General features: G+C 59.6%; 17 protein-coding genes. 8 read left to right on the forward strand and 9 right to left on the reverse strand.

Annotated elements, in window-relative coordinates; translation table 11 throughout:
• Positions 1–40: 40 nt before the first annotated feature.
• Positions 41–1,228 (reverse strand): acetylornithine transaminase, encoded by a 1,188-nt coding sequence (locus tag ACR0JR_RS20550; protein ID WP_480457841.1) that lies wholly within the window; start codon positions 1,226–1,228, stop codon positions 41–43.
• Between the two features lie 294 nt (positions 1,229–1,522).
• On the opposite strand from ACR0JR_RS20550, the gene ACR0JR_RS20555 reads away from it, so the two are divergent.
• Complete coding sequence (locus ACR0JR_RS20555) at positions 1,523–2,413, forward strand: DMT family transporter (protein ID WP_480457842.1); 891 nt, start codon at positions 1,523–1,525, stop codon at positions 2,411–2,413.
• Here the strand turns inward: ACR0JR_RS20555 and ACR0JR_RS20560 are convergent.
• Positions 2,395–3,198: an ABC transporter permease gene (locus tag ACR0JR_RS20560; protein WP_480457844.1), complete on the reverse strand. Its 804-nt coding sequence runs from the start codon at positions 3,196–3,198 to the stop codon at positions 2,395–2,397. The genes ACR0JR_RS20555 and ACR0JR_RS20560 overlap by 19 nt on opposite strands.
• A gap of 125 nt (positions 3,199–3,323) precedes the next feature.
• Here ACR0JR_RS20560 and ACR0JR_RS20565 point away from each other — a divergent pair, with 125 nt between their 5' ends.
• A complete protein-coding gene (locus ACR0JR_RS20565) occupies positions 3,324–3,893 on the forward strand; it encodes a GcrA family cell cycle regulator (protein WP_480457910.1) in 570 nt (189 codons plus the stop codon).
• Positions 3,894–4,177: 284 nt separating this feature from the next.
• On the forward strand, positions 4,178–4,909 hold the full coding sequence (locus tag ACR0JR_RS20570) for an NAD-dependent epimerase/dehydratase family protein (protein WP_480457845.1): 732 nt from the start codon (positions 4,178–4,180) through the stop codon (positions 4,907–4,909).
• 98 nt (positions 4,910–5,007) lie between these two features.
• Here the strand turns inward: ACR0JR_RS20570 and ACR0JR_RS20575 are convergent, their stop codons facing one another.
• A complete protein-coding gene (locus ACR0JR_RS20575) occupies positions 5,008–6,084 on the reverse strand; it encodes a DUF2235 domain-containing protein (RefSeq protein WP_480457846.1) in 1,077 nt (358 codons plus the stop codon).
• The gene (locus ACR0JR_RS20580) at positions 6,062–8,353 is read right to left on the reverse strand and encodes a xanthine dehydrogenase family protein molybdopterin-binding subunit (RefSeq protein WP_480457847.1); all 2,292 of its coding nucleotides are present in this window, start codon (positions 8,351–8,353) and stop codon (positions 6,062–6,064) included. The genes ACR0JR_RS20575 and ACR0JR_RS20580 overlap by 23 nt, the downstream gene beginning before the upstream one ends.
• Before the next feature lie 176 nt (positions 8,354–8,529).
• On the opposite strand from ACR0JR_RS20580, the gene ACR0JR_RS20585 reads away from it, so the two are divergent.
• The 4 genes from ACR0JR_RS20585 (at position 8,530) to ACR0JR_RS20600 (ending at position 14,357) form a co-directional block, all read left to right on the forward strand.
• Complete coding sequence (locus tag ACR0JR_RS20585) at positions 8,530–9,429, forward strand: phytanoyl-CoA dioxygenase family protein (protein WP_480457849.1); 900 nt, start codon at positions 8,530–8,532, stop codon at positions 9,427–9,429.
• Positions 9,430–9,522: 93 nt separating this feature from the next.
• Positions 9,523–12,681: a valine--tRNA ligase gene (locus ACR0JR_RS20590; protein ID WP_480457850.1), complete on the forward strand. Its 3,159-nt coding sequence runs from the start codon at positions 9,523–9,525 to the stop codon at positions 12,679–12,681.
• Positions 12,682–12,821: 140 nt separating this feature from the next.
• Positions 12,822–13,985 carry a benzoate/H(+) symporter BenE family transporter gene (locus ACR0JR_RS20595; RefSeq protein WP_480457851.1) on the forward strand — a complete coding sequence of 388 codons (1,164 nt, stop codon included), beginning with the start codon at positions 12,822–12,824 and terminating at the stop codon, positions 13,983–13,985.
• Between the two features lie 39 nt (positions 13,986–14,024).
• Complete coding sequence (locus ACR0JR_RS20600; protein WP_170779394.1) at positions 14,025–14,357, forward strand: DnaJ family domain-containing protein; 333 nt, start codon at positions 14,025–14,027, stop codon at positions 14,355–14,357.
• On the opposite strand, the gene ACR0JR_RS20605 is transcribed toward ACR0JR_RS20600, so the two are convergent.
• The gene (locus ACR0JR_RS20605; RefSeq protein WP_480457852.1) at positions 14,358–15,140 is read right to left on the reverse strand and encodes a crotonase/enoyl-CoA hydratase family protein; all 783 of its coding nucleotides are present in this window, start codon (positions 15,138–15,140) and stop codon (positions 14,358–14,360) included.
• Between the two features lie 67 nt (positions 15,141–15,207).
• A complete protein-coding gene (locus ACR0JR_RS20610; protein WP_480457854.1) occupies positions 15,208–16,278 on the reverse strand; it encodes an SMP-30/gluconolactonase/LRE family protein in 1,071 nt (356 codons plus the stop codon).
• Positions 16,279–16,371: 93 nt separating this feature from the next.
• Between ACR0JR_RS20610 and ACR0JR_RS20615 the strand changes: the two genes are divergently transcribed.
• Positions 16,372–17,481 carry a pyridoxal phosphate-dependent aminotransferase gene (locus tag ACR0JR_RS20615; RefSeq protein ID WP_480457856.1) on the forward strand — a complete coding sequence of 370 codons (1,110 nt, stop codon included), beginning with the start codon at positions 16,372–16,374 and terminating at the stop codon, positions 17,479–17,481.
• A gap of 81 nt (positions 17,482–17,562) precedes the next feature.
• Here the strand turns inward: ACR0JR_RS20615 and ACR0JR_RS20620 are convergent, their stop codons facing one another.
• Genes ACR0JR_RS20620 through edd form a run of 3 tightly spaced genes read right to left on the reverse strand, consistent with a single transcriptional unit; the run spans position 17,563 to position 21,247 of the window.
• Positions 17,563–18,753: a pyridoxal-phosphate-dependent aminotransferase family protein gene (locus tag ACR0JR_RS20620; RefSeq protein WP_480457857.1), complete on the reverse strand. Its 1,191-nt coding sequence runs from the start codon at positions 18,751–18,753 to the stop codon at positions 17,563–17,565.
• A gap of 51 nt (positions 18,754–18,804) precedes the next feature.
• Positions 18,805–19,437, reverse strand: coding sequence for a bifunctional 4-hydroxy-2-oxoglutarate aldolase/2-dehydro-3-deoxy-phosphogluconate aldolase (locus tag ACR0JR_RS20625; protein WP_480457858.1), 633 nt, complete (start codon positions 19,435–19,437; stop codon positions 18,805–18,807).
• Positions 19,438–19,441: 4 nt separating this feature from the next.
• Positions 19,442–21,247, reverse strand: a complete 1,806-nt coding sequence (gene edd / locus ACR0JR_RS20630) for a phosphogluconate dehydratase (RefSeq protein WP_480457860.1) — start codon at positions 21,245–21,247, stop codon at positions 19,442–19,444.
• Positions 21,248–21,249 lie beyond the last annotated feature (2 nt).

Raw genomic sequence — 21,249 nt, forward strand, 5'->3', positions numbered from 1 at the left:
CTGCCCCCGGACCCCCGGAGTATTTTGAAAAAGATGAAGCTCAGGCGGTCGCGAGCTGGGATTCGATCTGTTCGGCGGTTTTGTCGAGGCGGATCATGGCTTGGGCGATATCGTCCTCGGATAGCGTAAGTGGGGGCAGCAGGCGTATGACGTTATCTGCGGCGGGAACGGTGATGACTTCGTTATCATAGCCTGCGTTGACCACGTCGATATTGGTCGGCTTGCATTTGAGGCCAAGCATCAGGCCAGAGCCACGTACCTCTTCGAATACCTCGGGGTGATCGGCGATCAGACCTTCGAGTTTCTGGCGCAACAGGCCAGCCTTGCGATTGACGCCTTCGAGGAAGGCGGGTGTCGCAACCTGATCGATCACCGCGCAGCCCACGGCGCAGCCCAGCGGGTTACCACCGTATGTCGAGCCGTGGGTGCCTGCGGTCATGCCGCTGGCGGCCTCTTCGGTGGCAAGGACCGCGCCCAGAGGGAAACCGCCGCCGATACCTTTGGCGACCATCATGATATCCGGTGTGATACCGGCCCATTCATGGGCGAAAAGCTTGCCGGTGCGGCCCACGCCACACTGAACTTCGTCGAGGATTAGCAAGAGGCCGTTGTCATCGCAAATCTGGCGCAGAGCCTTAAGCTCGGCGTCGGGGACTGGGCGAATGCCGCCTTCACCCTGAACCGGCTCGATCATGATCGCGGCAGTATTCTCGTTGATCGCATTGGTGACGCCATCGAGATCTCCGAATGTCAGGTGCACGAAGCCGGGCAGTAGCGGGCCAAAGCCTTTGGTCATCTTCTCGGACCCTGCGGCAGCGATACCTGCCGAGGAACGGCCATGGAATGAGCCATCGAAGGTAATGATCTCGACCTTTTCGGCCTGACCTTTGTCATAGAAATACTTGCGGGCCATTTTCACAGCCAGTTCGCAGGATTCTGTGCCCGAATTGGTGAAGAACACCGTATCGGCAAAGGTATGTTCAACCAGCTTGTCAGCCAGCGCCTGCTGTTGCGGGATGTTGTAGAGGTTCGAGACATGCCACAGCGCATGCGCCTGCTCAGTCAGCGCGGCCACCAGCGCTGGATGCGCATGGCCCAGCGCGTTCACCGCGATACCCGCGCCAAGGTCCAGAAAACGTCGGCCATCCGCCTCGGTCAGCCAGGCGCCTTCGCCCTTCACAAATGTCAGGGGCGCACGATTATAAGTCGGCAGAACGGACGGGATCATCGGATCATCCTTTTCGAATAGCTTGAGCCCTGTGAGTGATACACTGGGGCCATGGTCGTCAACTGATTTGGTGGGGATTGCGCGGATTTAGACAGCGCAAATAGATCAAACGGGCCGGTTACGCAGTAAAGCGTCGGCGTCGGAGTCGCAGGATATGTGCGGCTTTGATCATTGCGGGTCGTATAGCGGTGTACATTTAGTCTGAAAACCCCGTTTTTGCGAATAAGGCAAAAATCATTCTGAGACCGGGATTTGCTGCTTGCCATTTGTCCTGCGCTAACGCACGGGTGGGCCATGACTCCGATACGCCAGAACCCTGCCCTTGCAGCCCTGTTGATTCTTGTGGCCAGCGCGATTCTGGCAGGCACCACATTACTAGCCAAGGCGCTGGGCACAGATGTTCTTGGGCCTGCGCTGAATCCAATGCAGATCAGCCACGGGCGGTTTCTGTTTGCCTTTCTGGTAATCGTCACGACCGTTGGAATCCTGCGCCCGCGCCTCGGGCGTGTCCATTGGGGCCTGCATGTCGGCCGGACAAGTTTTGGTTGGCTAGGGATTACGTTGATGTTCGCCTCGGTTGCGTTCATCCCGATTGCGGATGCGACGGCAATATCCTTCCTGAACCCGGTCTTTGCGATGGTGCTGGCGATCCCGCTGCTGAAAGAAGGCGTCGGCCCGTGGCGCTGGATGGCAGCCATTGTAGCGCTGATCGGTGCACTGGTGCTGTTGCGCCCAACACCCGCGAGTTTTCAACCCGCCGCCTTGCTGGCCCTAACCGCGGCCGCAGTGATTGGGATGGAGCTGATTTTCATCAAGAAACTTTCTGGCCGCGAAATTCCAATTCAGATCTTGCTGATCAACAACGCGATGGGGCTGACCATTGCAACGGTTGCGGTCAGCTTTGTGTTCCAGATGCCGACCCCGCAGCAATGGGCAGCCTTGGCGGCGATCGGCGTGTTGATGGCCTGCGCTCAGGCCTGTTTCGTCAACGGAATGGCGCGGGCAGATGCGTCCTTTGTGGCACCGATCAGCTATGCCACGCTGATATTCGCCGCGCTCTATGATTTCGCCGTGTTTCAGGTTGTCCCGGAAAGCGTCAGCATGATCGGATCGGCCATCATCCTCACTGGTGGCCTAATCCTAGTCTGGCGTGAGGCGCGACAGCGTCAGGCCTTGAGCCGATAGCCCGTACGCAACATTTGCCAGGTCAGCGCGCCAACCAGCACGGTCGCGCTCGTGCAAATCAACATCCCCAGCCAAGGCGAACTGTCAGAGACACCAATCATGCCATGTCGCAACCCGTCGATCAGGTAGAAGACCGGGTTCACATGGCTGAGCCGGTTCAGCACCGGCGGCAGGGCCTCGACCGAATAGAAAGTGCCCGACAGGAAGGCCAGTGGCGTGACGATAAAGTTAGTAATCGCAGCCATCTGGTCGAACTTATTGGCAAATATGCCGGCAAAAAGGCCCAGAGCGCCCATGAAGGCCCCGCCCAGAACCACGAAGGTCAGTGCGATCAACGGGTTTTTCGGCACGATACCCAAAACAAGCGCCAGCGCAGTTGCAACGACAAGGGCGATCAGGACACCGCGAACGATGCCGCCAGCCAGATAACCCAGCAGGATTTCCAGCGGCGACAGCGGTGGCATCAGAGTGTCCACGATATTGCCCTGCACCTTGGCGATCACCATCGAGGACGAAGTATTGGCAAAGGCGTTTTGGATCACCGTCATCATCATGATGCCGGGTGCCAGAAAGGTCAGGAACGGCACCCCCATCACATCCGACCGGCTGGGGCCGATGGCAATGTTGAAGATCAGCAGGAATAAACCGGCAGTCACCAGCGGGGCTAGTAAGGTCTGCGTCCACACCGCCAAAAACCGCAGGGTTTCGCGCTGCGCCAGAGTATAGAGGCCCATCCAATTCACCGCGCCAAAGCGGCGCGCGTCCTGATCAATGAGATTCTGCATGTCTGCCCCATACCTGATTCGAAGACCGCTTGTAACTCGGGCCGCAGTGTTTAGAATAGGGGGCTGAGACGAATTCCCAAGGCGGCCCGAATCCGGGGCCGCTTTCCGCTTTTGAAAGGCAAATGATGTCCTGGACTGACGAGCGTGTAGAGCTGCTGAAAAAGATGTGGGGCGAGGGCCAGTCGGCCAGCCAGATCGCCAAGGAACTGGGCGGCGTGACCCGCAACGCGGTGATCGGTAAGGTTCACCGTCTGGGTCTGTCGAACCGTGCAACCGGCGCCAGCCCGGCAAAGACCGAGCCCAAGGAAAAACCGGCGCCCGCGCCCAAGGCCGAGGCCAAGCCAAAACCGGCACCCAAAACAGAACCGGCCCGCCCGGCGCCTGCTCCGGAAGCGAAACCCCCTATCCCTGCTCGCCGCCAAATCATTCCGGCCGGCCAGCCGTTGCCACCGCAGCCCTCAGCGAACGAGATCAGCCCCGAGGCGCTGGCGAAGGTCAACGAGGTTGAAAAGAAAGCCAAGAAGCTGACCTTGATGGAGCTGACCGAGAAAACCTGCAAATGGCCCGTCGGCGACCCCGCGACCGAAGATTTCTGGTTCTGCGGCCTTCCGGTTGAGGCGGGCAAGCCTTATTGCGAGGCGCATGTGGGCGTGGCGTTCCAGCCAATGAGCTCGCGTCGCGACCGTCGGCGATAATAGCGAACACAAGAACCTAAATCTTTACTATAGAACGTGAAAAGGGCGCAGGCGTTTCGCCACGCCTCTTACCGGAAGCGCTGCATAGTCGGGGACGACACAAGGCTTAACGAGCTCTTACAAAGAAAACACCCTCGCTGAAAACTGCGAGGGTGTTTTAGACTGGAGCGTCGGCTGTGCGGACTTTGCTACCGAAGGACAAAGTCAACTGAAGGTCCACTTTCCTTCGGCTCGTGATCTCATTAGAACGTTCCGCCGAGGCATAACATTTGTGGGGAAACAAATTGCGGAAGATCTTAGTAACAGGCTCCTCGGGTCGGATCGGTCAGGCATTTTTTACCGCTTATCAGGAGCACTACCAGTTTGTGCTGACTGATATGAAGGAACCCACGAAACCCGTTTCGGGTCCGCATCGCTTTGTACAATCTGATCTTTCTGATGCAAATACAGCAGAAGGTTTGTGCCAAGGCGTGGATGCCGTCGTGCATCTCGCAGGCATACCTGACCCAAACGCAGAGTTTGACGATGTGCTGCCCGCCAACATATTGGCGACAACTTATTTGATTGAAGCAGCTCGTAAAGCAAACGTCAGTCGCTTCGTCTTCGCCAGCAGCGCGCAAACAATAGAAGGATACCCTGTAGACCGGCAAATCGTGCCGGGGATGGCGGTTGCTCCGGCTAATCTCTACGGTGTCTCCAAGTGTTATGGAGAAGCATTGTGTTCACTCTATGCGACGCGACACGGCATGTCCTGCGTGTCATTACGAATTGGAGCGTTCGAGCCTGCTGACGGCCCGCCGCTTGAAACCAAGCGCGATCTCAGCGCGTGGCTTAGTCATCGTGATACAACTCACCTGATTGATCGCGCCATCCAAGCTGAGATCAACTGGAGTTTCATTGCACATGGCATCTCCAACAATCGATTTAAGCGACTTGATTTGACTGAAACCTGCAAGGTTCTGGGATACGCGCCGCAGGACGATGCGTTCTCAACCTTCCCGATACCCTCCGCCTAAAGCCGATACCCGTCGGCGGCGCGGAAACGGTCGAAAAGGGCTCGAACTTGACATTGAATTGTCGGTGATCTTGGAGCCGCCGGCACACGATCAGCCTTTCACTGCGCCGGGTGTGACGGCAAATCCGGCATCGGCACCCATCGGGGCAGTTCATCGGGTGAGACCGAAACATGCAGCTTCTCTGACCGGTCACGCCCCACTTTGCGATGTTTCCGCAGCAGGAAGATCTTGCCCCAGCCGCGCCACGTGCCGACCGAACGGGCGTGGGGGTCGGTGGCAAAACGGTCGCGCCACCCTTCGGGCAAGGGCAGGCCGTGCAGCTCGGCCTTATCCAACATCCAGATCAGGGAGATGTTGCTGAGCGGGCGGGCTTCTTCGAAACCGTTCAGCTGACCTCCGACATCGCCGTGGGTGCCGCGGAACCAGACCTGCTCGATATGGCCCTTAAAATCGGGGGTACATTTCCACAATACCGGCTCGAACACCTCGCGGGTCTCGTCCAGACCCATGGCGTGATAACCGTGGCGGGTGGCGGGGCCAAGCTGGTGGTTGTGGAAGGCGTGGCGTTCCTCGGCCCAGCGCCAGAGCAGCGGCAGGCGCAGGCCCAGCGCTTTGACCGTATCCCAGACACCGACCATCTCGATGGCGACATCCTCGTGACAGAAGGCTTGCCGGAATTCAGCCGCCGCCTTGCCATTGGCGGTGCATTCGTAATGTCGGTAGGCCTGTTTGATATTGCGAACAGTAGCGTGTTCGGCCTTGAGCAGCCCGATCGCGTCAATCACACCCGCAAGGCTGCGCACCCCGTAGGCGCCGCGTGAATAGCCGACGAAAAAGATCTTGTCGCCGGGCTTATAGCGAGATGCGAGGTAGCCATAGGCGCGTCTGATCTGGCGGTTGATGCCCCGGCCCATCATCACGTCCATAGTGGATTTCCAGCTTTCCCACTGCACACCGGCTTCGTAGAAGACCGAAACCTTGCTGCCCATCTCGCAGCACAGACGCAGGGTCTGGCCGGCGTGAGTTTCATAACCCGGTTCAAGTGTCGACATGGTGCCATCAAGGATGATGACATGGCTGATCGGTTCGCGATGGCGTGTTTCGGCCGAGTGCTCGGACCGCAGAGGCCGCCCGAGCCATCCAAGTACCTTTCTACTCAGCCGCGACAGAACCATGCGTCAACAATTCCCAAACTCTATGAGGTGTGAAAGGCATATCCGCCTGCCGCACCCCGTGATCCCAGAGCGCATCCTGAACCGCGTTTGCCACAGCGGCCAATGCGCCCACGGTGCCGGCCTCGCCACAGCCTTTCATCCCCATTGGGTTGGCGGTTGATGGAATTGGCACCGAGGTAAACTCTATCATGGGTATCCCCGCCGCACGGGGCAAGGCGTAGTCCATGAACGATGCCGTGAGCAGTTGCCCCTCGGCATCATGCACAACATGTTCATTCAGCGCCTGACCGATGCCCTGCACCACTCCTCCATGCACTTGCCCTTCGGCGAGCATCGGATTGATAAGGTTACCGAAATCATCCACGACCGTGTAGCGATCGACCCATGTTTCACCAGTGAAAGAATCAATAACAACTTCAGCAACATGTGCGCCGTTGGGATAGCTGCGCGCCTCTAACTTGGCGCGCGCCTCGTGTTGCAACAGATCGGTGCGCCCGTCTGCGCGCGCCATCTCAGCCGCCTCGGTCAGCGTGGGGGTCAGGTTGGACCCCGGCGCGCGGAAGGTTTCATGGTCGAAGGTCACATCGCTTTCCTCGACCCCCATCTTATCCGCAAGATAGGGCGTGAATGCGGCAATCATCGTATCAACCGTCACCAGTGTCGCGTTGCTTTGGGTCGTGACCGAGCGTGACCCGCCAGTCCCGCCACCTTGCGCCAGCCTGTCCGTGTCACCTTGCACAACATTGATCCGGTGCGCCGGAATGCCCGTCTGATCTGACAGGAACTGGGCATAGACTGTTTCATGCCCCTGCCCGTTGGACTGCGTGCCGACATAGAGGTTCACCGTTCCATCCTCGCAAAACTCGATCTTTGCCCCCTCCGAAGGATCCCCCAAAATACTTTCGATATAGTAACAAAGACCCTGTCCCCGGATCAGGCCATTTTCGGCATCCGCCGCTTTGCGGGCCTCAAAACCGGCGGTCTGTTCGGCGGCGCGGCTGAGGACCATGTCGAACTCACCCACATCATAGGTTTCACCGGTTGCGGTCTTGTAGGGGAAAGCTTCGGGTCGGATGAAATTCTTGCGCCGCAGCTCCCACGGATCGACGCCCAGCTCGCGCGCAGCGCGGTCCATCACGCGTTCCAGCACATAGATCGCCTCGGGTCGACCTGCGCCGCGGTAGGCATCAACCTGAGTGGTATTGGTGTAGAAGCCCTCGACCCGCAAATAGGTGGTTTGCACATCGTAGACGCCCATCAGAACGCGGCTGAACAATTGGGTTTGGATGGCCTGCGCAAAGTGGCTGTTATAGGCACCAAGGTTGATCTTGCTGTGGACCCGGTAAGCGGTGATCTTGTGATCCGCATCAAATGCGAGTTCCGCCAGCGAGGTCAGGTCACGGCCGTGGTGATCGGACAACATCGCTTCGGACCGGTCCGACATCCAGTGCACGGGCTGGCCCAGTTTCATAGCAGCAACAGCAATGGTGAAATATTCGGGATAAGGCATCGCCTTCATACCGAATCCGCCACCGACATCGGACGTAGTAACGCGGATCGCCTCGGGATCCATTTTCAGCTTATGTGCCAGTTGCGCTTTCATCCCCCAGACGCCCTGCCCGCCATAGGAGAAATGCAAACGGCTACCCGACCAATCGGCCTGACAGCCACGCGGTTCGATCGAGCTCACGATGACCCGGTTGTCATGCACGTTCAGCGCGACGGTGCGCGCCGCAGACTGAAAGGCCGCATTTGTCGCCTTCTCATCACCCAACCCCCAGTCAAAGGCGCGGTTGTCGGGGGCTTGTGGATGCAAAGGTTCCCCACCCGCAGCGACATCCGTCTTGACCGGCAGGTCTTCGGTTTCCATCCAGATCAATTCGACTGCATCGCGCGCCTGCAACAATGAGTCGGCAATGACGACCGCAACGGGTTCCCCGACGAAACGCACGCGATCCTTGGCCAACATGTTCCGCTCGGACGCTGCGCCTTGAGTGCCGTCGCGGTTGGCAACCGTGGTGGCATTCATCACTGTATCGATCCCGGCATCGGTCAGATCCTCGAGTGCCATGACCAGATGCACCCCATCAGCCGCACGCGCCTCTTCAAGGTCCAGCGCAGTTATCGAGGCATGCGCCACAGAGCTTCGAAAGAAAGCAGCAAACAGGGCATCCTCGGGCACTGCATCATCCATGTACCGCCCCTGCCCGGTCAGAAACCGCTGATCCTCGGTTCGTTTGACGGGCTGGCTTTTGCCGAATTTTTCCATGGGATGATCCTCTGGCTGCCTGAATGCGCGACCCTAGCGTGAAGGAAGACCTTGTCCAGTAGCTGAAAAATTAACTCCGCACAGTCTGAAAGCGACATTCATGTCTGGAAACAGCGTTGTGCGCCGATCTTGGCCGCGTCTAGGCTGAACCCAAATTCAGTCGAGTGGAGGTTTCCATGCCCAAAGAAATCAAGCTGACGAATGGCCGATTGGGCAGCCAAAGCGCCGAGGCCTATTGGGAAGATGGGTTTATCTATCCGATCCCTGTGTTCTCTGCCGCAGAAGCCGCTGGGTTCCGTGCCGAGTTGGAAGATGTCGAAGCCAATTGGCGCAAGGCGGACCTGCCACTGCCATTGAACATGTACAAACGCATCAACGCGCATGTGGTGATGCCACTGGCCACGCGCATTGCTCTGGACCCGCGCGTTCTGGACGTGGTCGAAGGTGTGCTGGGTCCCGATCTGCTGCTGTGGTCGGCTGAACTGTTCATCAAGGAACCGCGTACGACGCAGGTGGTGGGCATGCATCAGGACCTGACCTATTGGGGGATGGGTGAAACCTCGGACCAGTTGACCGCATGGATCGCCCTGTCCCCGGCAACAGTCGAAAGCGGTTGCATGGATTTTGTGAAAGCCAGCCACAAGAATCCGATCCTGCCGCATAATGATACGTTTTCCGACAACAACCTGCTGTCGCGTGGGCAGGAAGTTGCAGTGGACGTTGCAGATGAGGACAAGACGCATATCGAGCTACAGCCCGGTCAGATGTCACTGCATCACGGGCTGACGATCCACGGATCAGGTCCAAACGCGTCGGATGATCGTCGGATCGGTCTGGCCATCCGCTATCTCAACCCCAACGCGCAGCAAAAGGTCGCCGACCGTGACTACGCCATTGTGGCGCGCGGCGAAGACCGGGTGGGGAATTTCATTCACATCCCGGCGCCGAAGGAATTGTTTGCACAAGACGCTCTGGACCTTCATGCGCGCATTCGCGCCGATCAGGCCAAGGCGATGGCTCAGGGGGCCAGCGAGAAACTGCAGCTTTACGATCAGGCCCCGTCGAATCCCGGCTGAGACTGGCCTGACTGCCGCGCAGGGCCTTCCCCTTCCCGCGTCCATTCGCTATTGCAGGCGCTGACCCGAATTTGTTGACGCAGGACGCATCCCATGGCGATGGAAAAGACATTCAACGCGGCCGAGGCCGAGGCCCGCATCTATCAGGCCTGGGAACAGGCCGGAGCCTTCAAGGCAGGCGCGAACAAATCGCGCGACGAGAGCTTTACCATCATGATCCCGCCGCCCAACGTGACGGGGGCCTTGCATGTAGGCCATGCGTTCAATAACACGTTGCAGGATATTCTGACCCGTTGGCACCGGATGCGCGGCTTCGACACTCTGTGGCAGCCCGGTCAGGACCACGCTGGTATCGCCACGCAGATGCAGGTCGAAAAGATGCTGGCGGCCACTCAGCAACCTGGTCGGCGCGAACTGGGGCGTGAGGCATTTCTGGACAAGGTCTGGGAATGGAAAGGCGAATACGGCGGCACGATCATCGAACAGTTGAAACGACTAGGGTCGTCCTGCGATTGGTCACGCAACGCTTTCACCATGGCTGGCGCGCCGCGCGATCCGCGTACTGGACACGAAAATTCTGCGAATTTCCACGACGCGGTCATCAAGGTCTTTGTCGAAATGTACGAGAAAGGTCTGATCTATCGCGGCAAGCGTCTGGTCAACTGGGACCCGCATTTCGAGACCGCGATCTCGGACTTGGAAGTCGAGAATATCGAAGTCGCCGGCCACATGTGGCACTTCAAATACCCGTTGGCCGGGGGCGAGACCTATACCTATGTCGAGAAGGACGAGGACGGAAACATCGTGCTTGAGGAAGAGCGCGATTACATCTCGATCGCCACGACCCGCCCAGAGACTATGCTGGGCGACGGCGCAGTTGCGGTTCACCCATCGGATGAGCGGTATGCCCCCATCGTCGGTAAGCTTTGCGAAATCCCGGTTGGTCCGAAAGAGCATCGCCGTCAGATCCCGATTATTAACGATGATTACCCCGATCCCGATTTCGGCTCGGGCGCGGTGAAGATCACCGGTGCGCATGATTTCAACGACTATCAGGTCGCCAAACGTGGCGGCATTCCGCTGTATCGCCTGATGGATACAAGCGGGCACATGCGGGCCGATGGTGTACCCTACGCGAACGAGGCTTACAAAGCCGGGCAATACGCGCGCGGTCAATCCTTTACCGAAGGTGAGATCGACGCGATCAACCTTGTTCCCGACCACTTGCGCGGATTGGACCGGTTCGAGGCGCGTGCCAAAGTGATCGACGAGATCACCAGCGAAGGTCTGGCAGTCATGACCCGTGCTGATGACCCGCGTCTGGGATCGACCGCGCTGAAGCCGGACCACGAAGGCGCGGACAAAACCGTTCCGCTAGTCGAATCCAAACCAATCATGCAGCCATTCGGCGACCGCTCAAAAGTCGTGATCGAGCCGATGCTGACCGATCAGTGGTTCGTCGATGCTGAAAAGGTCGTTGGCCCTGCACTGGATGCGGTCAAGGACGGCACCGTCAAGATCATCCCCGAGTCCGGTGAAAAGACGTATTACCATTGGTTGGAAAACATCGAACCGTGGTGCATCTCTCGCCAGCTCTGGTGGGGACATCAGATTCCGGTTTGGTATGGCCTTGATCTATCGGCTGAGAACTTCAAGGACGACGAAAACGACGGCGACCTTGATCTAGTCGAATTGGGACGTCTGCTGAACGAGGGCGGCATGCTCCACCGTGGCAACGTCATGGAATGTGCACCCAACTTTGACGCCGTTGTCGATAAATTCCTGGACGACAATGCCAATATCCCCAGCCCGCTGAGCCATGCGACCGTTATTGAGGTCGCCGACAAGCATGCGGCCATCCATCAATTCGCTGAAAGCCTTGCTCAGTACGCCGTCGAACAGGACCCGACCAAGCTGGTGTATCCGGTCTGGCGCGATCCCGATGTGCTCGACACCTGGTTCTCCTCCGGCCTCTGGCCCATCGGCACGCTGGGCTGGCCTGAGCAGACCGAAGAGCTGGAGCGTTACTTCCCTACGGACGTTCTGATCACCGGCTTCGACATCCTGTTCTTCTGGGTCGCCCGGATGATGATGATGCAACTGGCCGTGGTCGATCAAATCCCGTTCCACACCGTTTACCTGCACCAACTCGTCCGCGACGAGAAGGGCAAGAAGATGTCCAAGACCACCGGAAACGTCATCGACCCGCTGGAGATCGTGGACGAATTTGGCGCCGACGCGCTGCGCTTTACCAACGCCTCAATGGCGGCGATTGGCGGCGTGCTGAAACTGTCCAAAGAGCGCATCACCGGCTATCGCAACTTCGGCACCAAGCTGTGGAACGCCGTCCGCTTTGCCGAAATGAACAAGGTCTTTACCGACGACGTTCCGCAACTGGACATCGCCGACCTTAAACCCAAAGCCGCCGTGAACCGCTGGATCATGGGCGAAACCGCCCGCGTGCGGGAAGAAGTCGATGCAGCGCTGGAAAGCTATCGCTTTAACGACGCGGCCAACGGGCTTTATGCCTTTGTCTGGGGCAAGGTCTGCGACTGGTACGTCGAACTGTCCAAACCGCTGCTGCAGGGCGACGACGCCGAGGCACAGGCCGAGACCCGCGCCACCATGCGCTGGGTTCTGGATCAGTGCATGGTCCTGCTGCACCCGATCATGCCCTTCATCACCGAAGAGCTGTGGGGCCTGACCGGCAGCCGCGCCAAGATGGTCGTCCACGCCGACTGGCCAACTTACGGCACCGAACTGGTCGACGCGGAAGCGGATCGTGAGATGAACTGGGTAATCTCGGTGATCGAAAACACCCGTTCAGCCCGCGCGCAGATGCGGGTTCCAGCCGGCCTCTACGTGCCGATGCTGGTGACCGAAATCGACGCCCACGGGCAGGCTGCATGGGACCGCAATGAGGCGCTGATCAAGCGTCTTGCGCGGATCGACAGCCTGACCAAGGCCGATGAATTGCCCAAGGGGACCATCTCGATTGCCACCCCAGGTGCGAGTTTTGGCCTGCCGCTCGCGGACATCATTGATATCGGCGCGGAAAAGGAACGGCTGGAGAAAGCCATGGGCAAGCTAGTAAAAGAGCTTGGTGGTCTGCGCGGGCGACTGAACAACCCGAAATTCGTGACTTCGGCTCCGGAAGAGGTTGTTGCCGAAGCCAAAGCCAACCTTGCGGCCCGTGAGGAAGAAGAAGCCAAGCTGAACGAGGCGCTTGCACGTTTGGCCGAGATCGCCTGATCCTCTACTTTTCATAAGCGCTCAAAGTTCAAAAACCCGCCGTTCTCCCGGCGGGTTTTTACTGTGCAATGACGTATTTCACCTTGTTCGCAGCAGCTTGTGATTGTTAGCAAGTGCGGGTGGTTATAGCCGAGGACAGGATGACACGCGCATTTCCCCCAATGCAGACCATTTCGACCGGGCTGGTCGTGGCCATCGTCGGGTTCTTCAGCTCATTCCCAATTGTGTTGCAGGGGCTGAACGCGATGGGAGCCTCATCGCAGGAAGCCGCCTCGGGCCTGATGAGTGCAGCCATCGCTATGGGGCTGGCCGCCATTGTGTTGAGCCTGTTTCACAAGCTACCAATCAGCGTTGCCTGGTCCACGCCAGGTGTCGCGCTGCTGGCCGTGTCTGCTACACCGGTCGAAGGGTTTTCAGGCGCAATCGGCGCATTCCTTTGCGCCGGAGCCCTGACCGTTCTGGCAGGGCTGTGGAAACCGCTTGGTCGGTTGGCTGCAGCAATCCCAATCACTCTGGCGCAAGCGATGCTGGCAGGCGTACTCTTGCCGCTTTGCCTTGTACCATTCAAAGCGGCGGTCGAGATCCCATGGCAGGCGTTGCCGGTAATCCTAACATGGTTTATTGCGGGCCGCTTCAATCGGTTGATCGCGGTTCCGGCAGCTGTGGTCGCAGCGGCTATCATTGTGTCGCTGAACGCCGGAGATGCTCAATTGATGCCAGATCGTCTGATCGCTGCTCCGGTCTGGACCATGCCATCCTTCTCGGTCGCGTCTGCCATCGGAATCGGCGTACCGCTGTTTATCGTCACGATGGCGACACAGAACATTCCCGGCGTCGCTGTGATGCGCAGCTTTGGCTTCGATCCAGTTCCCGGCCGGTTGTTGTCATCCGTCGGTGGCGCAAGCATGCTCTCGGCCCCCTTTGGAGCGCCCGCAACCTGTCTGGCTGCGATCACCGCGGCGATGTGTTCCAATGAGGACAGCCATCCTGACCCGGCGCAGCGCTATTGGTCCGCCGTAATCGGGGGTGTGTTTTACTGCCTGTTCGGCGTCTTTGCGGTGGCAATCACAAGCTTTGCTGCCCATGCCAACCCATTGCTGATGGGTACTCTGGCAGGGGTTGCTCTGATCGGGGTCATGGCCAACGCCATGCATGCCGCGTTGGATATCCCTGCCGAGCGCGAGGCGGCCATTCTGACCTTGGTCATCACCGCCTCTGGTATCACGGTCTTTGGATTGGGTGCGGCGGTCTGGGGGCTTTTGGCCGGCGGAATAGCGTATGTCGTGACAAACAGATTGCGGTAATCCCTTTCGCCAGACTGTCACAGGCAGTAGAATACAGACATGTTCGGATCGCTTGGAAAACTGGTGGAACGCCAGATTAAGAAGGCACAGGCCGAGGGCCAGCTACAGGGGCTTGAAGGCGAAGGTGCGCCGCTTCCTGACCGTTCAAGTGAGGCGCAAGGTGATCCTGCCATTGCCGCTGGTCACCGGATCATGGCGCAGGCCGGGGTTCTGCCGGAAGAGTTCAACATCAAGAAACAGCTCGACGCGGCACGCAAGGATTACGCTGTTCTGACGGATCCCGAAGAGCGCAAGTCGGCGATGTCCCGCGTCGCCGATCTGGAGATGCGATATAATATGGCCCGCGATGCGCGGCGCAGTTTTATGCGGTGACTACTTGAACTCGGGCTTGCGGCCCTGCATCTGCGCCATGACAACCTCCATCTGATCTGGCTTTCCAATCAGGTCGACCTGCTCAGAGGATTCGGCCATCAACACATCTGCGCGGTCTCGGGTTTCGGCTACATCGATCAGACGCTTGGCGGCGCGGATCGCCGAGGGGCTTTTGCCCGCGATGTCCTCGGCCAGCGCAAGTGCCTCGATCAGCGGGTCATCCGAGAGTTTCGTCACCAGCCCCCAATCTGCGGCCTGCGGTGCACCAATCGGACGGGCTGTATAGGTCAGAAGGCGCAGAACGTCGGAGCGAACAAGTTCAGGCAGCAGCACCATCCCGCCCATGTCGGGAATGAGACCCCATTTCATCTCCATCACCGACAGCTTGGCTTCGGGGTGCGCGATGCGGATATCCGCACCCAGCGCGATCTGCAGGCCGCCGCCATAGGCCACGCCCTGAATGGCACAGATTACCGGGACCGGGACACGCCGCCAGATCAGGGCAATCTCCTGCAACTCATTGGCATCTTCGTGGCTGCGGGTCATCAGCCATTCGGTCGGGTCTGTTTGGGCCATGCTGGCAAAGCTGGCCATATCGAGCCCAGCGCAGAAACTTTTGCCCTCTCCCGACAGCACCACCGCCCGGATGTCGGCCGCGGCGACCTCTTGCCCCGCCGAGAGGATCGCCTTGATCATCGCATCGTCCAGCGCGTTCATCTTGTCGCCGCGTGTCAGCGTGACATGGGCGATGTGATCTTTGTATTCGACGGATACGCGAGACATGGGACCTCCGGTGCGTTCTTTGTTGCGTCAAGCATGACAGTAAGAGGCAAACAGCGCTACAACGACGTCAGGGCAAATCGGCGATCGGCATCCGACCAAACCAAGGAGAGTCCAGTGTCATTACATAGAACTGGTCGCCAGCCGCCTGGCCCGCAGTGGTGATGCCCAGCCGCCCTTGGGGGTCTTGCAGCGTACGCAGGATGGTTCCGTCACCATCAAACTGTACCAGCATACCGCGGTGGATCGGCGCGGGGCGCACCTTGGGTCCCAACCGCCATATTATCTTGCGTAGGAAGGGATAGGGCATCAGCTTTTCTGCAGGCACGCGCGGGCTGGCGAATGCCATCCAATAGGTGCCGTCACCTTGCGCTTTGATGTTATCCGGATAGCCTGGCAGGTTATCCAAAAGAACCTCTTGTTTTCCGGCTTTGGGGCCGACCAGCCACAGCTTGTGCACCCTTGCCCGACCCGTTTCGGCAATCAACAAGAAATCTTCATCCGATGAAAGAGCAATGCCGTTGGTATAGACGAACCCTTCGGTGATCTTTTCGGCAGTGCCGTCAGGCGAATAACGTGCCACATAGCCGGTTGGCGATTGCTCCCAGATCGTCATGACCGAGGTGGGTTTGGTGCCGCCCATGGTTTCAGGATCGAACCGGTTTGAGGAGTTCGAGAAATAGACCGTGCCGTCCTGTGCCACGTCGAGGTTGTTGGCATAGATGATAGGCGCGCCATCGATCTCGGAGACCAGTGTTTCCAGCGTTCCGGGCCCGGCCCAGCGCATCAGCCCTCGAAAGCTGTCGGCGATATAAAGCGCGCCATCTGGTCCCGCCCGCAGACCCAGGGGGCGGCCGCCAAGTTGATCGACCTCGGCCGGTTGATCACCGTCGATGCGATAGAGGGTGCCGGATTGGCCGGTGGTATAAACCGCGCCGTCTGGCATCACTGCGATGTCTTCTGGGCCAATCTCCCCCGCCGGTAGCGAGATCAACTGCGCAGTGTCGAGATAGTTGTTTTCGGCGAAATCGCCCGTGAATCCGGGCGGTTCGGGTGGCTCGTAGGCCACCGGGTCAACCGGGACCGGCCAGAACACGAGATATGCAAGACCGATAAGGATAAGTGCCAGTATATAACGCATGACGCCTCCGAACTGCGGTTGCGGGCACACTGACTGTGATTGCATCTGCGTGCAAGGCTTGCCCCACTGCGGCGGTTGCGCTTATCTGCCGCCATGACCGGTCCTCGTTACACCCCGCTTGCCCAATCCCTGCCCGCAACCGTGCCATTTGTCGGCCCCGAAACGCAGGAGCGTCAGCGTGGCGCGCCCTTTATCGCCCGGATCGGTGCAAATGAGAGCGTGTTTGGCCCCTCGCCACGCGCGATAGAGGCGATGCAACGGGCGGCGGGTGAGGTTTGGATGTACGGCGATCCCGAGAATTACGATCTGCGCCATGCGTTGGCGGCGTATCACGGGGTTGCGCCCGAGAACATTGTGGTTGGAGAAGGCATTGACGGGTTACTGGGATATCTGGTGCGCCTGCTGGTTGGTCCGGGCGATGCAGTTGTGACCTCGGACGGAGCTTATCCGACTTTCAATTACCACGTGGCCGGGTTTGGTGGGGTTTTGCACAAGGTTCCCTATCGCGACGATCACGAAGACCCGGCAGCGCTGATTGCTAAAGCGGCAGAGGTGGACGCAAAGTTGGTCTATCTGGCTAATCCTGACAATCCGATGGGAACCTGGCATTCAGGTGCGGATATCATGGCTGCGATGGAAGCTTTGCCTCAAGGCAGTTTGCTGGTTCTCGACGAGGCATATGTGGAATGCGCGCCTGAAGGTACCGCTGCATCTGTCGCTGCCGATGATCCACGTGTGATCCGGATGCGGACGTTTTCCAAGGTCTATGGCATGGCCGGGGCGCGGGTGGGTTATGCAATCGGCTCGCCCGAGCTGATGGCGAGCTTCAACAAAGTGCGCAACCATTTCGGCATGAACCGGACCGCGCAGGCAGGGGCATTGGCGGCGCTAAAGGATGAGGATTGGCTGACGCAGGTGCAGGAGCGGATTGCAAGGTCTCGGGACCGCATTGGAGAGATTGCTCGGTCGAATGGACTGGAGCCTTTGCCGTCTGCGACAAATTTTGTGGCGATTGGTTGTGGGCGGGATGGGGCGTTTGCCAAGGCCGTTTTGGACTCGCTCGTTGAACAAGGCGTGTTCGTGCGGATGCCCTTTGCCGCGCCTCAGAACAGGTGCATTCGGGTGAGTTGCGGGGGAGAGACAGAGATGGCGGCGTTTGAGGTCGCTTTGCCCGGGGCGTTGGCGAAGGCTCGGGCCGTGTAGGGGGGCTGTCTGCCCCCCATCGCGCATCCGCACGATCCCCCCCGAAGATATTTATGGCCAGATGAAGAAGCGGATCAGCGCCTAGGCGGCCAGAGTCGCGGCGGCGGTTTCAAGCGCGCCTTTGCCGCGGGGAATGTCGAGCGCGGCCATCGCCGTTTCGACGCCACCCAGCATGGCCATGACCATTTGGGCGTTTAAGTGTCCCATGTGGCCAAGGCGGAAGCAGCCGTCCCAGTCTTCCATTCCCAGACCGATGCCCAGCGTCAGACCCAGTTGGGTTTCGGTATAGCTGCGCAGCGACGTGCCACGCCCTTCAGTCAGGCGGAGGGCAGTGACGGCGTGGCTTCGATGAGCCGGATCGGCGACGTTGAATTGCAGCGCACCGCCTTTCGCCCAGACCTCACAGGCGGCCCAGATCGCCTTTGCCAGGTGTTTGTGGCGGGCCCAGACCTGTTCGATCCCTTCGCCGTGGATCAGGTCAAGCGCGGCGCGCAGTCCATACAGGTGGTGGGTTGGTGCGGTACCGTTGAAATACTGGTAGAACAGATCTGGATTGGCGCGCGGCTGCCAGTCCCAATATTGCGAAACTCGGGGCATTGTGGCGCGTTTGGCTTGCGCCTTGTGGTTGAAGAAGACAAAGCCGGTCCCTGCCGGGGTCATCAGCCCCTTTTGGCAAGCCGTGACAGTGACGTCAACACCCCAGGCGTCCATCTCGAACTGGTCGCAGCCCATGGATGCGATGCAGTCAGCCATCAGCAATGCGGGGTGGTCGAGGTCGCCGAGCAAGGCGCGCAGCGCCGGGATATCGTTGCGGATCGATGTGGAGGTATCGACGTGGACCGCAAGCACGGCCTTGATTTTGTGACTGGAGTCGGCGCGCAATGCTTCGGCGACGCGCTCGAGATCCCAGGGTGAGGACATGCCGAAATTAATCAATTCGACCTTGGCACCGATGCCCTCGGCCATCTCGGCCCAACCGTGGGTGAAGCGGCCCGAGGCCGGGGCCAGCACCGTTTCGCCGGGGGCGATCACGTTTGAGAGCGCGGCCTCCCACGTACCATGGCCGTTGGCGATGTAGATGGCGACGTTGTGCTGGGTCCCGGCAACGCGTTTCAGGTCATGCGTCAGCGCGGGCATCATCTCAATCAATTCGCCGTCATAGATATTGGGCGACGGACGGTGCATCGCCTGTAGCACCGCGTCTGGCATGACCGAGGGGCCAGGGATCGCCAGATACTCGCGCCCCTGCGCGAGAGAGATTTGGTTTGTCATGAGGGCAACCTGTCTGAATTGAGGCTTACCCTAGCGTTTCGCCCTGCGACGTCAATCCACCAGGATGGCGGCCTCGCGCGCAAGTGTTTCGATTCCAGCCCAGTCGCCAGTTTGTACCATTTGTTTGGGCGCGACCCAGCTGCCTCCGGCGCAGGCAACATTCGATAGAGACAGGTAATCGAGGGCATTTGACGGCGATACGCCACCGGTTGGGCAGAAGGTGATCTGCGGCAAGGGCGCGCCGATGGCTTTCAGGGCGGGCGCTCCGCCCGAGGCTTCGGCAGGAAAGAATTTCAGCATGTCATAGCCCTTCTCCAGCAGAGCCATGGCTTCACTTGCGGTAGCCGCGCCGGGAAGAAGGGGCAGGCCTTCGGCTTCGCAGGCGGCGATCAGGGCATCGGTTGCGCCCGGTGAAACACCGAATTGCGCGCCAGCCTCTTTGGCAGCGCGGACATCGTCAGGGGTAACCAATGTACCCGCACCTACTACGCCACCAGGGACGTCGGCCATCGCGCGGATAGCGTCGAGCGCGGCGGGGGTGCGCAGGGTGACTTCAAGCGCCGGGAGGCCTCCGGCGACCAAGGCTTCGGCCAACGGGCGGGCGTGGGCGGCGTCATCCACGACCAGAACCGGGACGATCGGGGCCAGCGCGCAGATCTCACGGGTGCGTTGAGTTTTGGACATGGGGTTACACTCCGAAAATGCTGGCGCCGGTGTCGGCTGAGCCGACATTCTGACGGAAGGCGCCGAAGAGATCACGGCCAACGCCGTGTTGGTTTGCAGTGAGGTCTGCAGTAGCAGGTGCACGGTCGAGAACGCCGGGGGTCAGGATTTCCAACTCGCCCTTGATCGCATCGACGCGCAAAAGATCACCGTCCTGCAGATAGGCGATGGCTCCGCCGTCCAGCGCCTCGGGGCAAACATGGATGGCAGCGGGAACCTTGCCAGAGGCACCGGACATCCGGCCATCAGTGACCAGAGCCACTTTCTGCCCCCTGCCCTGCAGGATTGACAAGATCGGCGTCAGAGAGTGGAGCTCGGGCATGCCATTGGCCTTGGGGCCTTGGAAGCGGACGACGACGATAACGTCATCGGTGAATTCTCCGGCCTTGAACGCGGCTTTCACGGCGTTCTGGTCGTGGAACACACGCACGGGTGCTTCGACCACTTGGTGTTCGGGCGCAACGGCCGAGACCTTCATGACGCCCGTGCCCAGATTGCCGGTCAGGCGCGACAGACCACCGGTGGGCTGGAATGGATCGTTGGCGGGGCGAACGATTTTTTCGTTCAGGCTGTGGCCCGCGCCATCTTCCCAGATCAATTCGCCGTCTTTCAGTTTCGGTTCCTTAGTGTAGTTGTGCAGGCCCTGACCGGCGACGGTGAGCGTGTCGGGGTGTAGAAGGCCGTCTTCCAACAGAGTACCGATGGCAAAGCCCAACCCGCCAGCGGCGTGGAAATGGTTCACATCAGCCAAACCGTTGGGATAGACCCGCGCGACCAGAGGCACGACGGCTGAGATGTCCGAAAAATCCTCCCAGTCCAGCACGATCCCACCCGCGCGCGCCATGGCGATCAGGTGGATCAGTAGGTTGGTGGATCCGCCGGTGGCCATCAGGCCAACGATGCCATTGACGAAAGCACGCTCATCAAGGATCTGGCAGACGGGAGTGTAGTGATTGCCCAACGCACTGAGGGAAAGGGCGCGGCGCGCGCCTTCTTCGGTCAGCGCATCGCGCAGGGGCGTGTTGGGGTTGATAAAGCTGGAGCCCGGCAGGTGCAGGCCCATGAACTCCATCAGCATCTGGTTGGTGTTCGCGGTGCCGTAAAACGTACAGGTTCCAGGGCCGTGATAGGCGGCCATTTCGGCCTTCATAAGTTCCTCGCGGCCCACTTCTCCGGCGGCGAATTTCTGGCGGATCTTGGCCTTTTCGTCATTCGGCAGGCCGCTGGTCATGGGACCGGCGGGTAGGAAGACGGCTGGCAAATGGCCAAACGCCTGCGCGCCGATGATCAGGCCGGGGACAATCTTGTCACAGACGCCAAGGAACACAGCTGCGTCATAGGTGTTGTGGCTGAGCGATACACCGGTCGCCAGCGCGATCACGTCACGCGAGAACAGGGACAGTTCCATCCCCGCTTCACCTTGTGTCACGCCATCGCACATTGCCGGAACCCCGCCCGCAACCTGCGCGGTGCCGCCTTCTGCGCGGATCGCATCACGGATCAGGCCGGGGTAGCGTTCGAAGGGCTGGTGAGCTGAAAGCATATCGTTATAGGCGGTGACGATGCCGAGGTTTCCCGCAGTGCCGGTTGCCATGGAATCCTGGTCCTCACCAGCACCCGCATAGGCATGGGCCTGGCCACTGCAGGACAGATGCGCGCGGGCTGGGCCTTTTGACCGGGCCTGTTCCATCCTCTCAAGATGCGGGCCGCGCAGGTCAGCGCTGCGGTCGATGATGCGTTTGGTGACGTCGGATATAACTGTGTTGACCATGA

This window comes from Ruegeria sp. AA3, from assembly GCF_056542905.1.